This is a genomic window from Rhizobium sp. BK529 (assembly GCF_014194105.1).
GTDB lineage: Bacteria > Pseudomonadota > Alphaproteobacteria > Rhizobiales > Rhizobiaceae > Rhizobium.
This window is the reverse complement of record NZ_JACIAU010000007.1, coordinates 1-13,574: the sequence shown is the minus strand read 5'-3', so window position 1 is coordinate 13,574 and position 13,574 is coordinate 1. Positions and strand designations below refer to the sequence as shown.

At 57.3% G+C, this 13,574-nt stretch carries 14 protein-coding genes; 6 read left to right on the top strand and 8 right to left on the bottom strand.

The genetic code is table 11. The features are described from left to right. Nucleotides 1-2: 2 nt before the first annotated feature. The gene (locus tag FHX08_RS29545) at nt 3-917 is read left to right on the top strand and encodes a hydrogen peroxide-inducible genes activator (RefSeq protein WP_132657597.1); all 915 of its coding nucleotides are present in this window, start codon (nt 3-5) and stop codon (nt 915-917) included. Between the two features lie 190 nt (nt 918-1,107). Next, complete coding sequence (locus tag FHX08_RS29540) at nt 1,108-1,818, top strand: MgtC/SapB family protein (RefSeq protein ID WP_132657595.1); 711 nt, start codon at nt 1,108-1,110, stop codon at nt 1,816-1,818. Nucleotides 1,819-1,913: 95 nt separating this feature from the next. Here the strand turns inward: FHX08_RS29540 and FHX08_RS29535 are convergent, their stop codons facing one another. Further along, nucleotides 1,914-2,336, bottom strand: a complete 423-nt coding sequence (locus FHX08_RS29535) for an EF-hand domain-containing protein (protein WP_132657593.1) — start codon at nt 2,334-2,336, stop codon at nt 1,914-1,916. 270 nt (nt 2,337-2,606) lie between these two features. On the opposite strand from FHX08_RS29535, the gene FHX08_RS29530 reads away from it, so the two are divergent. Continuing rightward, the gene (locus FHX08_RS29530; protein WP_245508377.1) at nt 2,607-2,894 is read left to right on the top strand and encodes a GNAT family N-acetyltransferase; all 288 of its coding nucleotides are present in this window, start codon (nt 2,607-2,609) and stop codon (nt 2,892-2,894) included. A 101-nt stretch (nt 2,895-2,995) separates the two neighbouring features. Here the strand turns inward: FHX08_RS29530 and FHX08_RS29525 are convergent, their stop codons facing one another. The 3 genes from FHX08_RS29525 to FHX08_RS29515 all read right to left on the bottom strand — a co-directional run bounded on the left by FHX08_RS29525 (nt 2,996) and on the right by FHX08_RS29515 (nt 6,091). Continuing rightward, nucleotides 2,996-3,475, bottom strand: a complete 480-nt coding sequence (locus FHX08_RS29525; protein ID WP_132657591.1) for a carboxymuconolactone decarboxylase family protein — start codon at nt 3,473-3,475, stop codon at nt 2,996-2,998. A 155-nt stretch (nt 3,476-3,630) separates the two neighbouring features. Then, nucleotides 3,631-4,527, bottom strand: coding sequence for a LysR family transcriptional regulator (locus tag FHX08_RS29520; protein ID WP_132657589.1), 897 nt, complete (start codon nt 4,525-4,527; stop codon nt 3,631-3,633). A gap of 79 nt (nt 4,528-4,606) precedes the next feature. After that, entirely contained in the window at nt 4,607-6,091 is a 1,485-nt protein-coding gene (locus FHX08_RS29515) for a cyclic nucleotide-binding domain-containing protein (RefSeq protein WP_132657588.1), read from the bottom strand. Between the two features lie 677 nt (nt 6,092-6,768). Here FHX08_RS29515 and FHX08_RS29510 point away from each other — a divergent pair. Then, on the top strand, nt 6,769-7,140 hold the full coding sequence (locus tag FHX08_RS29510) for a response regulator (protein WP_132657586.1): 372 nt from the start codon (nt 6,769-6,771) through the stop codon (nt 7,138-7,140). Between the two features lie 78 nt (nt 7,141-7,218). On the opposite strand, the gene FHX08_RS29505 is transcribed toward FHX08_RS29510, so the two are convergent. Beyond that, nucleotides 7,219-7,941 carry a winged helix-turn-helix domain-containing protein gene (locus FHX08_RS29505; RefSeq protein ID WP_132657584.1) on the bottom strand — a complete coding sequence of 241 codons (723 nt, stop codon included), beginning with the start codon at nt 7,939-7,941 and terminating at the stop codon, nt 7,219-7,221. Between the two features lie 506 nt (nt 7,942-8,447). Between FHX08_RS29505 and FHX08_RS29500 the strand changes: the two genes are divergently transcribed. Further along, complete coding sequence (locus FHX08_RS29500; protein WP_409527427.1) at nt 8,448-9,284, top strand: alpha/beta fold hydrolase; 837 nt, start codon at nt 8,448-8,450, stop codon at nt 9,282-9,284. Nucleotides 9,285-9,457: 173 nt separating this feature from the next. Here the strand turns inward: FHX08_RS29500 and FHX08_RS29495 are convergent, their stop codons facing one another. Together FHX08_RS29495 and FHX08_RS29490 are read right to left on the bottom strand one after the other, a co-directional pair. Further along, nucleotides 9,458-10,219 carry an SDR family oxidoreductase gene (locus FHX08_RS29495; RefSeq protein WP_132657581.1) on the bottom strand — a complete coding sequence of 254 codons (762 nt, stop codon included), beginning with the start codon at nt 10,217-10,219 and terminating at the stop codon, nt 9,458-9,460. Nucleotides 10,220-10,616: 397 nt separating this feature from the next. Beyond that, nucleotides 10,617-11,255, bottom strand: a complete 639-nt coding sequence (locus FHX08_RS29490; protein WP_132657579.1) for a response regulator transcription factor — start codon at nt 11,253-11,255, stop codon at nt 10,617-10,619. A 559-nt stretch (nt 11,256-11,814) separates the two neighbouring features. Between FHX08_RS29490 and FHX08_RS29485 the strand changes: the two genes are divergently transcribed. Then, nucleotides 11,815-12,585, top strand: coding sequence for an SDR family oxidoreductase (locus FHX08_RS29485; protein WP_132657577.1), 771 nt, complete (start codon nt 11,815-11,817; stop codon nt 12,583-12,585). Between the two features lie 109 nt (nt 12,586-12,694). On the opposite strand, the gene FHX08_RS29480 is transcribed toward FHX08_RS29485, so the two are convergent. After that, nucleotides 12,695-13,135, bottom strand: a complete 441-nt coding sequence (locus FHX08_RS29480) for a hypothetical protein (protein WP_132657575.1) — start codon at nt 13,133-13,135, stop codon at nt 12,695-12,697. Between the last annotated feature and the right edge of the window lie 439 nt (nt 13,136-13,574).

Here is a 13,574-nt window from a genome sequence, read left to right as displayed (position 1 = left end):
TTATGACCAATGTTACGCTCAAACAGCTCCGTTATTTTGAAGCCTTGGCGCGTCATGGCCGCTTCCGGCATGCGGCCGATGCCTGTGCGATTTCGCAGCCCGCCTTATCCATGCAGATCAAGGAGCTCGAGGGGGAACTCGGTGGAGATCTCTTCGAACGCGGTGCGCGGGAAGTGAGGCTAACGGCCTTCGGACAGCTGTTTGCGCTCAGGGTTCGCGACATTCTACGCGCCGTGGACGAGCTCGGTGATCTCGCCCGCTCTTCGCAAGACAAGTTGCTGACACGGCTGAGAATCGGAATCATTCCGACCGTCGCTCCTTATCTGCTTCCGGCGATCATCAGCGACCTGAACAGAACCTTCGACAATATTGAAATTCAGGTACGTGAAACGCTGACGGCCAAGCTCGTGCACGAAGTGGCACAGGGCGAACTGGATCTGGCGGTAGTCGCATTGCCGATATCGGCGCCATCACTCACAGAAATCAAGTTGTTTGAAGAGGAATTCCTGCTGGTCCGGCGACGCGAGGACGAAGGTAAGCCGGTGCCGGAGCCTGAGGCCCTGCGCGAAATGCGCTTACTTCTCCTGGAGGAAGGGCACTGCTTTCGCGATCAGGCCCTGTCCTTCTGCGGCATAGAATCGACACGTCCGCGGGAGATTATGGAGGGGAGCTCACTTTCCACGCTGGTGCAGATGGTCAGCGCCGGCATTGGCGTAACCCTGATCCCCGAAATGGCGGTGCCGGTGGAGACGCGCTCTGCGGATGTTTCCGTCTCCCGGTTCCGTACGCCGCAACCCTTGCGAACGATCGGGATTATCTGGCGCAATTCGACGCCGCTGGTCAAACAACTCCTGCAGATTTCCGATGTCATCCGCCATTCGGCCGGAAGCCTGCGCCGTCAGGTCTCGGCGGACTGAGCCAGATTCTGCACCCGCCGATTTCGTGACCGGTTTTACTACCCTACTGGCCGGCCCACTAGCCGGCTTGCCGGCTGCGCTCTAGCTTCCGCACTAAGCGATCGGCAGCGATCCGGCTTCGGGAGCCATCTCGGTATAGGGCGAGGGTTCCATTTCACCGAAAGAGCCGCTTGTCCGTAACGAGGGGAGCATGGAATTGGATTTGATCGACCTGATGCCGATCACGCCGAATTGGGCGGACATCGCAATCCGCCTGACGGCAACGATCATCGCCGGCGCATTCATCGGCCTCGACAGGGAGCGAGGAGGACATGTTGCGGGGTTGCGCACGACCATTCTCGTCGGATTGGCGGCATGTCTCTCGATGATCCAGGCAAATATCCTTCTGGCAACGAGCCAGAGCACGAACGGATCGATGGATATATTGCGTTTCCCGCTCGGCGTCCTCACCGGCGTGGGCTTCATCGGCGGCGGGGCAATCCTTAAAAGGGGCGACATCACCACCGGCGTAACCACGGCGGCTACGCTCTGGCTGATCACGGCGATCGGCCTCTGCTTCGGGGGTGGACAGATCGTTGTCGGCGCCATCGTAACTATTCTCGCCGTCCTGATCCTTTCCCCGCTGAAGCAGGTAGACCGATGGATATCAGGTCAACAGAACGGCATGGTGGCAATCACACTTCCGGTTGACGCCGGTATCCCGGATCTGAAGGCAACGGTTATCGAGCTCTCCGAAGCAAGGTTTACAGGGCTCACAGACAGTAATAACGGGCATCGCGAGCTGACCTACGAGATCAGGTGGGAATCCGCTCGAGGCGTTCCAGGCGCGGATCAGATTGCCGCATCATTGGAAAAGAACTTCCGTGTCATGCGTTTCGAGCATCGCGCCACCGTATCATAGAACGTCTGCCTCCAAGCGTTCTGCATGATAACGACCGTCGCGCAGCACTCGCGTCGCGACGGTAGAATCCCCGACGTCAGGGTCTTTCAACAGTCTCAGCTATTAGGGAGTCGATAACCGGGAGGCAAATGTCCGATCTTGACTTTGAATAGCTTGGTCATGCCTTCGCGCATTTCAGCTTCATCGACATAACCCTTGTTGCTCGGATCGATGATCGACCAACGGTCTTCGCTGCCGATGGCGTCATAAGCGTATCCCTTCTGATCGGCGAGGCGTGCCTGGCCGGCCAGATATTCGTCCCTGGTGACCTTACCGTCCTTATTGATATCCGCCCATCGCATCTGCGAACTGGCCAGCCCGTCGTAGAATTGCGCAATACGCTCCTCCTCGCTCGGAAGCGATGCTTCCTCCGTTGTCTTTCGAGGCGAAAAATCGATATTCTCGTCGTTGACGGAAGGTGCCTTTCGGGCCTTCGGCACAAAGAGGTCATAAACTGAATTATCAGATCCTATTCTCATCGATGTAATATCCCTTTCCGGCTGGGCTGACGCAGTCAGGAAAGGCTGCTGGGCTTATCTGGACCTTGCTAAAACGGCGAACTGGAGCCCTGCGTTACAATTGAAATCAAAATGTGCGGCCCCCGTTTCGACACCGCTCCGACCGTCGGATCTGCAGCCGCAGCGACGGATAGTTGCTTTTCAATAAGGCAGCGATCGGTTGGCTCAACGATCGTTTGCGTTGACGAAACAGCGAGATGAAAGAAGGCTGGGGTGATGATGGAATGGAGAATGACCTTGCCGCTTCTTGTTCAGAACAACAGCCGGATGCAGCGCTACGAGCTGCCGATCAACACTGATGCGATGGCCATAGCCTACTACAGGATGGAGGGCGACAAGATCGTCCTTACCCACACCGAGGTACCGTTCGAATATTCTGGCGCTGGAATCGGAACGAAGCTCGCTGACGGGGTGTTCGCGCTGATCAGGAAAAACGGCCAGAAGGTCGTTCCGCAATGTGAGTTCATGGCGCATTATGCCGCAAAGCATCCCGAATATAATGATCTGATCACTGGCTGATATTTTCGCCTGTAGCAGCCAAAGACGCCTGCAGCAGCCACATGGGATCGCTTCCGCAGCGGCCGCATTCTCATGCGGCCGCTATATCGGTCGACCGGTTATTATGCCAGTCCGGCCTTGTCCAGGCCGTAGAGCTTGTCCGCCGAACCCGGCACTGCCTTGACCGCAACGCTAATCCGGTTCCATGCATTGATGGCCATGATCTGGAAGGTGAGGTCGGACACTTCCTTCTCGGAAAGCTGGCCGCGAACCTTCTCGTAGAGTTCGTCCGGAACGCCGGTGTCGGAGAGCTTGGTGACTGCCTCCGTCCAGGCAAGTGCTGCCCGCTCGCGGGGGCTGAACAGCGTCGATTCACGCCAGGCGGCGACGTGATAGAGCCTGAGTTCCCGCTCGCCATGGATCTTTGCTTCCTTGGAGTGCATATCCACGCAGAAGCTGCAGCCATTGATCTGGGACGCCCGGATTTCGACCAAGTCCCTGATTGTCTGCTCGATGGAGCTCTCTTTCAGCTCCATGGTGAACGCCGTGAGCTTCTTAACGAGCTCCGGCGAAAGGTGGGCATAGTTCAATCTTTGCGTCATATCATCCTCGTCCTTCGAATTTCTGACTGGGGCAGACCGCCGAGGCAATCGCCTGCACTCGGTCATAAAACGAGTAGCAAGGACTAGAAAAAGCGGTAGCTAAACATCGGTTGGGGGCCGAGGCTGTTGCGCCTGCTGCGGTCTCGGGAGACTGCTCATCGCGATACATGTTTGTGCATTTCGGTTTCGATGAAATCCGAAAAGAGACGCAGGCGGTAAGTGGGCATCCGACCGAAAGCGTGGACAGCCTGGAAGGGCATGGTCTCCAGCTCGAGGTCAGGCAGGAGCTGGACTAGTTCCCCTCGATCGAGCTCTTCCTGGACGATGCATTTCATCAGGTAAGCGACGCCCAGTCCGCTCAATGCCGCAACGCGGATCGCCGTCGCCGTATCGAGATCCACCTGGCCCGTCGGTATCATTGTCACGCCGTCGGCAAAACGAATGGGATAGGGATGACCGTCGATCGCATATCGCGCGAAGGGAACTTCGCGCAGCCTCTCCACCGAGCTCACCCATCCCCATGTTTCGATAAAGGCGGGAGATGCGACCAGCGCCATCTCCAGATGCACAAGCGTCCGCGTCATCAGGTCGCTTCCCGCGACTTTGCCGACGCGAAATGCAATATCGTATTTTTCACGGATCAGGTCCACGTGCCGATCCGTCGTCCCGAGATCGAGCGTTATGCCGGGATGCTGTGGCAGGAAGCGCGTGAAGATGGGCGGCATGAGTAGCCTCGCAAGCTCGCTTGGGAGGCTTATGCGCAAATGGCCGGTCGCGCCGCGATCCGTCTGCAAGACGTCCGAAGATTCTTCGATCTGCCGAAGAAGCGGCGCAATGTTTCCGAAGAAGGTCTCACCATCGGGCGTCAGCGTCAGGATGCGTGTCGAGCGACGAAAGAGCTTCAACCCCAGCAGGCTTTCCAGCCGTGAAACGCTTTTCGATACCCCTGATGGCGTTGTCTGCAGGCTGCGCGCGGCAGCGCTGAAAGACCCCGTTTCCACGGTTCGCACAAATGCGATCAGTCCCGCAGTTTCGCTCAGCAAATTGCCCATCTCGCCTCACTCCGCTGCAGATAATTTAGTCTGCACGCAGATAGCAACGCCCGGACAATCGAGTGCGGCAGCACTGGGGTCACGCATGCGCATGGTTACGGAATACCGATCGAATGGCCTGCAGAAGGTAGGACCGCCGGCGATCATGATGCATGGCATGATTGCCGGCGTTCTCGCTCAATGCCTCTCGATGCGCGAGATTTGCGGCCAGGTCCTCCGCGAGTTCAGGACGATCGTTCAGGAGCGGTGCAAAGGCTTCCTTGCCGATCTCATAGACGGTCACCCGTGTTACCGCCTGCAGGGCATGGCTCTCGCCAATTCCCGCAAGGAACCCCCCTTCGCCAAAAAAATCGCCCGGCGCCAGGCGTGCCGTCTCCTCGCCATCTCTCCGCATCGAAACGATGCCTGCCCGGACGATCATAAGGCTGGCAAGAGTGTCTCCCTCTTTCGCGATCTCCTCACCGGGGGAAAAAGTGCGTTTGGCTGCGGATGCCGCAAGTGCGATTATTTCATCGGCTGTGAGCCCCGAGAAGACGGGGATCGCTTCGATCAGACTTTGCGCAGGACTTGCACCGGAAGCCAGCGAATTCTCTGCGAGGGGCTCACTCGCCATGATGACCTTGCTGAGCGGCATCGCCAGTTGAAGTCCGCTGGACTTGCAGTGTCGGTACACGAGGTCGATCACCTCACTGCGGGCGATGCCTCGCTGCAGCGGGCTGGTTACTTGGAAATAGAGTTCGATACCAACCGCGCTGGCATCTATGCCGACAAGCGAAACGGCCGGCGGCGGATCTTTGATGATGGAATTGCAGCTATCCAGCACCGTCTGCATGACGCCGAGGATCATGTGTGGCATATGTGTCGGGACAATCCGGACCGACAGAGTGATCAGGTGGTTCTCATCCGGCCGGCTGATATTGGTCAGCCCGAGTTTGGCAAGCACGCTGTTCGGCAGGACGACGATATTGTGAGCAGCCGTCAACAGATGCGTCGAGCGCCAGTCGCTGGCGACAACCCGCCCTTCCGTGCCGTCGCTGAGCAAGATCCAATCACCGATGACATAGGGACGCCCCAGTGTCAGGGCGATCCCCGAGAACACGTCTCCCAATGTGTTCTGCAATGCAAGACCGAGGATGACGGCAATGACGCCTGATGTTGCGAGCAACGTGCCGATCGGAACCCCGAAGACGAAAGCCATTACCGACAGGGCAACACCGAGATAAACGACCGCGATCAACAGGTCCTGAATGAGCCTTGCCTCCCTCGGCCGGCCGTCCAGCACGATGTAGATGCGCAGGAACCCGATGACGGCCCAGGAGAGGTGAACCCACCAGAGGATTTTGGCAGAGACAAAGAGGACGCTCACGCCTTCCAGATGCGGCGGGTCAAAGCGAAACGGGATAATCCTTCCGAGCATCAAAACGATCGTCATGGCGACGAAGAAGGCGATCTGGGCAATGAGGCGCGCGTTTGGCCGGGAGCGCCCCTGCAGATGCCACACGACGATGCCAGCTATGCCCAAGGCGTTCAGCAAGACGGCAAACAAAATGATTTCCTGCGGCATCCGGTTCTCTCATCGATAAAAAGTACTGAGAAACACACCCACCGCCGCCGCCTGGAATACAGCGACCGGGGTGTTCGCGAAGAGACTGGTTTTGAGCTCGCGCTCCTGTGGAACTATGCTCGTCGCCCCCTCGGGAAGCCAGCTGGGAGCGTCGTGAATCTCCAGAAAATCGACCTTCTAGAAGCTAAGCATGATCCGGCTGCCCGACCACTAAAACAAAGGTTGGCTTGACACCAAACCTGCCATCTGTTGTTCGCCAGCCTTAACGTGCCAACCCTCGGGCTATCGCCAATCGGTCCGGGCAATATTTATCGACGCCACCATCACAGTTGAAAACCCAGCCGAGATCGGAGCAGACTTCAAGATCTTCAAAGGACCGCGGCATGAGAATCTTTGATTGAGCAGGCTGGGTCGGATCTCTCGCGTGAGGCAAACTTCCGTTTAGTTGAAATGCGGCTGTTATGCGTTACCATAGGATGCAGACTTGGCGCTGTCTCACGCGGAAAGAGGCCGTCGCTCGTGCCTCCAGTGGCATCAACGAGGCCAGGAGCCGGCGAATAGATCGGTGCACATCTGAAAGACGATGTGGTTTTGCTTCTCTTGATGTCAGCGAGTCATAAGGCATCGCCAATGCCTCGAAATGTCGGGTGAACTGGCTCAATATTGTCAGAGGTCTTATGCAGTCCGCGCAAAAAACGACGATCGCAATCATTGATGACGATCCGTTTCTGCTGGAATCGCTGAAGGATCTGTTCGAAACGACGGGGGTTGAAAGTCGGACCTATACGTCCGCGGACGCCTTCCTCAATTCCGGCGACATGCATCGCGTGCATTGTGTACTGACGGATATGAGGATGTCCGGAACCAGTGGACTTGACCTGCTTTGCGCCGTGGTTCGGGAGGGCGGTCCGCCGGTGTGTATTATGACGTCTTTTGCCGACAACCGCACCGAAGCAGCGGCAAGATCATCAGGCGCGGCCGCCTTCATGGAAAAACCGCTGAATTCCAAGGACCTGATGGAATTCATAGCCTCCGCTGCAGAGCGCTGATCCCGATCATCTCGCCCGGGACCGCAGAGCCAACCGTCACTATGCTGCTAGGCGCTGACAGGCGGCAAGGGTCCAGACTCATCGTTTGAGCCTCGGGCGCTCATCCACCATCACATCGCAATCCAGAATATAGCCGGTTCCACGTGCCGTCTTGATCAGGCTCGGTTTTGACGGTTCCGTTTCGAGCTTGCGCCGCAGGCGCAGAACCAGTGCATCGATGCTTCGGTCGAAGACCTCTTCCGAATGGACGCGGCTTGCTGCAAGCAACCGCTCACGGGACAATACCTGTCTCGGCGCGTTCAGAAACGCGACCAGAAGATTGAATTCAGCCGCAGTCAGCTTCGTTTCGCCAATGTCCAGCCGCGTAAGCGCCCGCTGACGCAAGGAAAGCGTCCAGTCGCCAAACAGATAGATACGGCGTCCGCGGTCGGCCTCAGGCGGGGACCTCACCCGCATGGCTGCCTTAAGCCGTGCGAGGAACTCCCGCAGACCGAACGGCTTGACGATGTAGTCGCTTGCGCCGAGTTCGAATCCCAGAACCTTGTCGGCTTCCTCGACCCGGTCAGCGCTGGTGATGATGACCGGCGCCGAAAGGATCGACAGTTGGCGCACGATCTCCAGGGCGTCCTCCCCCTTAAGGTTCAGATCGATGACGAAGGCATCGACCATCTCCGTCGAGAGCACATTCTGCAGGTCATCACCACTGCCTACGGCGGTAACACGAAACGCCTGCTGCACAAGGTATTCACTGATGAGACTGCGTGCAGAGTGATCGTCATCGGCAATGAGGACATGCTGCATGGGTTTCTCCGTCTAGCAACGCGACGGGGCACTGGTCTGCGAGATATAACAATGGCTTGCGATGAATCTGCCGTCTGTGGCGCCCCCTCCTCGTTCATAATCGAAGAGCACCGGACGGACGATCAAACGTCCGTTTAGGTTTAACCGGAACATCGGCAGGTCTACGGTGCCGCAAACGTCGGCCCTCAAACCGCCATGCGCGCAAGCCCCGCCATTCAAGCCGACAGACTATCGTAGATGAAACTGAAGTATAGCTCGCCATCCTCCCCATAGAATGTAGAATTTCTCGGCCTGACTCGACGGCGATATGCTTTCAGAACTGGAACTTTCACAACGCTTATTAAGTGTTTCTAGACAAGGAGACTTACGTGGATCCGCAACAATTTCGGCCAACGCGCCGAGATACGATGACGGGAGCGATTACACTTGCGGTCGCTGCCGCAACATTGAAACTTTCCTCACCTGCAATGGCCGACGAGCCAAAGAAATCGAAGGAAGAACATGCTATGAGCAATCAATACGTCACAACGAAAGACGGCACTCAGATCTTTTACAAGGATTGGGGTCCGAAGGACGCTCAGCCGATCGTCTTCCATCACGGCTGGCCGCTCAGCGCTGATGACTGGGATAACCAGATGTTGTTCTTCCTCGGCAAGGGTTATCGCGTCATCGCCCATGACCGCCGAGGTCACGGCCGCTCCAGCCAGGTCAGCGACGGCCACGATATGGACCATTACGCCGCAGACGCCGCAGCGGTCGTCCAGCACCTTGATCTTCGCGACGCGATCCATGTCGGTCATTCGACCGGCGGCGGCGAGGCAACGCATTATGTCGCGCGGCACGGCAAAGGTCGGGTCGCCAAGCTCGTCCTCATCGGCGCCGTCCCGCCGATCATGGTCAAGACCCCGGCCAATCCGGGCGGTCTGCCGATCGAAGTTTTTGACGGTCTACGCGCTGCACTGGCGGCTAACAGGTCGCAATTCTACATCGACCTGGCCAGTGGCCCGTTCTATGGCTTCAATCGCCCGGGCGCACAAGTATCGCAGGCGATTGTCCAGAATTGGTGGCGTCAGGGCATGGCCGGCGGCACCAAGCCCCATTACGATGGCATTAAGGCATTTTCGGAAACAGACTTTACCGACGACCTCAAGTCGATTGAGGTTCCGACTCTCGTTATGCACGGCGACGATGACCAGATTGTCCCGGTCGCCGATTCCGCGCCGCTTTCCGCAAAGTTGCTGAAGAATGCGACGCTGAAGATCTACAAGGGTCTGCCGCATGGCATGGCGACGACGCACGCCGACATCGTCAATGCGGATCTGCTGAGCTTCTTCAAAGCCTGATGATTTCGGGAGGCGCCGGCAAGGCGCCTCCCTCCCGGACAGTGCAGGCCGGACTGAGCAGGTTTGAACCGCAGATCGACTTTATCCGCGGATATCGGCATGACAAACAGACGCAAAATGATCAAAGCCCCTTTCGGGGCTTTGACTATTTCTATGCGGATTTCAATGCCCGATCAGTGACCCGGAGGCGGCGTCGCCGTCTTGACCCACTCGGAGTACCGCGTCTTGCCGATCCGTGCCTGGCTGCCAGGCATAAGGGAGCCTTCTTTGAGGAGGGCACCGAAGTAACGGGTCTGGTCATCGGCGACGACATCGCGCTTGTCGCCGATCTGCCGCATGTAGCGGGTGACGGCGTCCGCAATCTTGATCGGCTCCGGACCGGCGATCTCGATCGTAGCATTCAGCGGATTTCCGAGAACGACGTCGACGAGTGCGTCAGCAACATCATCCGAGAAGATCGGCTGCATCATGGCCGGTGAAAGGTGAACCTTGTCACCCTGCACGCCGGACTGGGCGATGGCGAACATGAATTCGAAAAATTGCGTCGAGTGAACCAGGGAATAAGGAATCCCAGATTCTTTGATGATCTTCTCCTGGGCAAGCTTGGCGCGCATATAGCCGCTGTCTGGAAGACGTTCGGTGCCGACGACGGACAGAGCGACATGGTGCTTCACTCCGGCCGCCGCTTCAGCGGACGCAATATTCCGGCCCGCTGTCTGGAAAAAGTCCATTACCGCCTTATCCTCGAACGAGGGGGAATTCGAGAGATCGACAACGACCTGCGCTCCCTTGAGAACGTCCGCAAGGCCCTCGCCCGTGATCGTATTGACGCCAGATGCGGGAGATGCGGCAATAGCCTCGTGGCCCTTCGCCTGGAGGCGTTTGACGAGCTTTGTACCGATAAGGCCTGTCCCGCCGATGACAACAATTTTCATGATGTGCTCCTTTTGCTCTACTAGAGGATTCGAAGAACGCCACGCTTCGGGAGCGAGGCGACGGGGCCTGCTAATTCAGGCGAGTTTTGCCCAAACCAAGCGTTACAGCAGCAGTCACAGAATCCATGGACCTGAAGAATTCCCGCAATTCCCTTGCAAAATTAACAGGTTGCATCATCGCTTCGGTTCTGGATCCATTATGGAATGATTGGCTGCGTTGCCAGCGGCCAGGACTCAAGCCTAAGCGATTATCTTTGGACTCATACCCAAACATACGTTGGGGATCGGCTGACGGCCGGCCGAACAAGAATCCAGCGGGAATGCCTGATTGAACGAGCTACAGCGAGGCGGTCTTCCTTGGAATGCCGATCGCTTTGACCACAGCGTCCGGCGGTTTTTAGCCCCGCTGAAGCTGCTCGACCTTGCGGACCAGATCCGCCAGGGAACGGCACTGCATCTTGCGCATGAGGCTCATCCGGTGAAGCTTGACTGTCATTTCGCTGATGCCAAGCTGATAGGCGACCTGCTTGTTCATCAAACCACTTGCCACCGCATGCATGACCTCCTGCTCCCTCGGGGTCAGGCTGTTCGCGAGCGTCTGAACGCGTTTTAGTTCCTCATTCGACTTGCGACGTTCGTCGTCCACCTTGATCGCATGATCGACAGCATCGAGGAGAACCTGATTGACGAATGGCTTCGTGATGAAATCAGTGGCGCCGGCCTTCATCGCCTTAACGCTCGTTGAAACGTCCGCGTGGGCCGTCAGGAATATAAGCGGCAGCTTGCAGCCCAAGGCCAGAAGCTGACTTTGAAGGTCGAGGCCCGTGCCACCCGGCATCCGTAGATCCACGACAATGCAGCCGGCCGCGTTTACATCTGCCCACTTGAGAAACTCCAATCCGCTTGGAAAGGCCGACGCGCGCTTATTGGTTACCGTAAAAAGGTCCAGAAGGGCGCTGCGCATCTCTGCATCATCATCGATTACGTAAATGATCGGCTCGGCGCTCTTGTCCGTCTTTACCTGAGCGTTTTGCATCGAATTACCTCTTTGGTGCCTGGGAGATTGTCCAACAACCGAATAAGCTGCCGCCTCCCCGCTCCATGCTTTGCTGGCGCCCGAAAGCCAACGCCTGCTTCCTCAGATGTCGAACAGATAACACGGACCAGATGCCAGTGGACGGTACACCTTGGTTTACTACCGCCGGCCAGACCAGCTCGTTCCTCCTTAGTCCTCAAAGTACGAACAAGACCGGCAGCAGACGCTGCCGGCCTTGCCTGCTCGACGACGTAAGCCGGATGGGTTGGACGCTCGACTGCCAATTCGTTGGCCGCAGGAAGAAGCCGGAAAAATGCCTGCGTTCATCATCTCCATCGTGTCCGGTTAACACGGCTCACGAATGCTCAGATACCGGCCGATGCAGCGCCTGGCATCCCTAACCTTGGTTTGCCAAACTCTGGTTTTATTGATCCTCCGAATATCGGGCGTGGCCGATCGCGCCATCCCTAGTTCGGGTCAACCCAAAACTTCGTTTTATCGATCCGATCCCTGAAACGGCTATCCTTTCAAGAAGTCAGGCAAATCCCGGAGACGTGAGATGAAAATTACGGTGGTTGGCGCGAGCGGGATGATGGGATCCAAGATCGTTCGAGAACTGGAACGAGGTGGTCAGTCTGTCAGCGGAGCTTCGACCAAGACGGGCGTCAATGCCTATACCGGCGAAGGGTTGCAGGCGGCGCTTGCCGATACGGACGTAGTGATCGACGTTACGAATTCCGGCTCGTTCGGAGATTCCGACGCGCTCGACTTCTTCAAGCAGGCGGGGAAGAATCTGCTGATGGCGGCAAAACAGGCAGGCGTTGGACACTACCTCGCACTGTCGGTCGTCGCGGCGGATCGCCTCGTCGAAAACGACTACTTCCGTGCAAAGCTGGTGCAGGAAAACCTCATAAGGGCTTCCGGCCTGCCCTATACGATCGTCCGATCCGCGCAGTTCTTCGAGTTCTTCAACGGGATCATCAATTCGGCAGCCGAGGGCGATGGATTTCGGCTGTCGCCAGCACTGGTGAGGCCGATCGCGGCCGATGAGGCTTCAACCCTGATATCCCAGATCGCAATCGGCTTGCCCCATAATGACATCGTTGAAATCGCCGGCCCGGAAGCCGTCCCGCTGGACCAGTTGGCACGCGAGATACTGACGGTGACCGAGGACACGCGGTCGATCGCAATCGATCCAGATGCGCCATACTTCGGTGTCGGGCTTGCGAACGCGACGCTTCTGCCGGGCGCCAACGCTCTGGCCGGAAGTCTGACGTTCCACGACTGGCTTTTCCGGTCGCTGATTGCAGCCCAAGAAGGCGGCGGATAACAGCGCGCCAAAGGCCGGCAGCATTTCCGCATTTACGGAGGTTAGAAAACGAAAAAGGGAGGCGCCACCAGCGCCTCCCTTTCAATATCGGAGAGACCTCTTCCTTAGTCTAAGCTCGCACGCTTGCAGCTCCCTGCCGGTTCGCGGAGCCGGCGGTCTGTTGAACTGCCCAGAGCGTCGCCAGGATCCCGAATATCGCCGGCAAGCTTACCGCCGGAAAATCCCGCAAGATGACGGACGAGGAACAGATACCGACGGCAACTTCCCAGAGGTGGAAGGTGGCATGTGCGATGAGCCAAAGCGTCGCCCCTGTCCACAGCTCGACCCGCCGGCTCGCCTTCCACACACCAATGGCAAAGGCAAGAGCGATGAAGCCCTGGATAATGCCGATATCGCGAATGAAATGCTGGTTGAACATCCCTGTATCAGTCACGCCGGGGATAAAATAGTACCAGCTTTCAGGATCGTAGAGCATGTAAAGGGCGAGCCAGCCAGCAAGCAATGTGTTGAAACCGACCATGACGTATACAGTGAATTTCGTGACCTGCATCGCAATCTCCTTGGATAAGCGGACCCCAAAATTAACATCGAAGGCCGCCGCTTACTTCCCAAACCAAGGTTTGAGAACCAGTCCTGTCTTGAGCAGCTTGCGCCTACTCAACCTTTGGTTACAATGTTCGCTCTTGTCTTGCGTCCCCTGATCGCTGGGAGATTCATAAACCTCTTCGGTGGCCATTGCGCCCGGTTCCATACCGTTGCCTACTCCCTTTTCAGTAGACCCTACCGCTGTTCTGCGAAGTTGAATAGAATGCAACCTATTGTAAATTTTGCCGGTGTTACTCTTTTCAACAAAGGACACCAGCTATGTCATCCACGGAAGATCCGCAGCTGCCGCGCAATGCCGCGCGCAGACATTTTCTAGGTGTTAGTGCGGCCACCGGTGCCAGGCTTGCCGGCTTGGCAGCCTTGGCAACGGCAATTTCCACGTC

Bases quoted from the DNA above. Each gene is read 5' to 3' on its own strand.
- FHX08_RS29545 (WP_132657597.1), top strand. From the start codon at position 3: ATGACCAATGTTACGCTCAAACAGCTCCGTTATTTTGAAGCCTTGGCG.
- FHX08_RS29540 (WP_132657595.1), top strand. From the start codon at position 1,108: ATGGAATTGGATTTGATCGACCTGATGCCGATCACGCCGAATTGGGCG.
- FHX08_RS29535 (WP_132657593.1), bottom strand. From the start codon at position 2,336: ATGAGAATAGGATCTGATAATTCAGTTTATGACCTCTTTGTGCCGAAG.
- FHX08_RS29530 (WP_245508377.1), top strand. From the start codon at position 2,607: ATGACCTTGCCGCTTCTTGTTCAGAACAACAGCCGGATGCAGCGCTAC.
- FHX08_RS29525 (WP_132657591.1), bottom strand. From the start codon at position 3,475: ATGACGCAAAGATTGAACTATGCCCACCTTTCGCCGGAGCTCGTTAAG.
- FHX08_RS29520 (WP_132657589.1), bottom strand. From the start codon at position 4,527: ATGGGCAATTTGCTGAGCGAAACTGCGGGACTGATCGCATTTGTGCGA.
- FHX08_RS29515 (WP_132657588.1), bottom strand. From the start codon at position 6,091: ATGCCGCAGGAAATCATTTTGTTTGCCGTCTTGCTGAACGCCTTGGGC.
- FHX08_RS29510 (WP_132657586.1), top strand. From the start codon at position 6,769: ATGCAGTCCGCGCAAAAAACGACGATCGCAATCATTGATGACGATCCG.
- FHX08_RS29505 (WP_132657584.1), bottom strand. From the start codon at position 7,941: ATGCAGCATGTCCTCATTGCCGATGACGATCACTCTGCACGCAGTCTC.
- FHX08_RS29500 (WP_409527427.1), top strand. From the start codon at position 8,448: ATGAGCAATCAATACGTCACAACGAAAGACGGCACTCAGATCTTTTAC.
- FHX08_RS29495 (WP_132657581.1), bottom strand. From the start codon at position 10,219: ATGAAAATTGTTGTCATCGGCGGGACAGGCCTTATCGGTACAAAGCTC.
- FHX08_RS29490 (WP_132657579.1), bottom strand. From the start codon at position 11,255: ATGCAAAACGCTCAGGTAAAGACGGACAAGAGCGCCGAGCCGATCATT.
- FHX08_RS29485 (WP_132657577.1), top strand. From the start codon at position 11,815: ATGAAAATTACGGTGGTTGGCGCGAGCGGGATGATGGGATCCAAGATC.
- FHX08_RS29480 (WP_132657575.1), bottom strand. From the start codon at position 13,135: ATGCAGGTCACGAAATTCACTGTATACGTCATGGTCGGTTTCAACACA.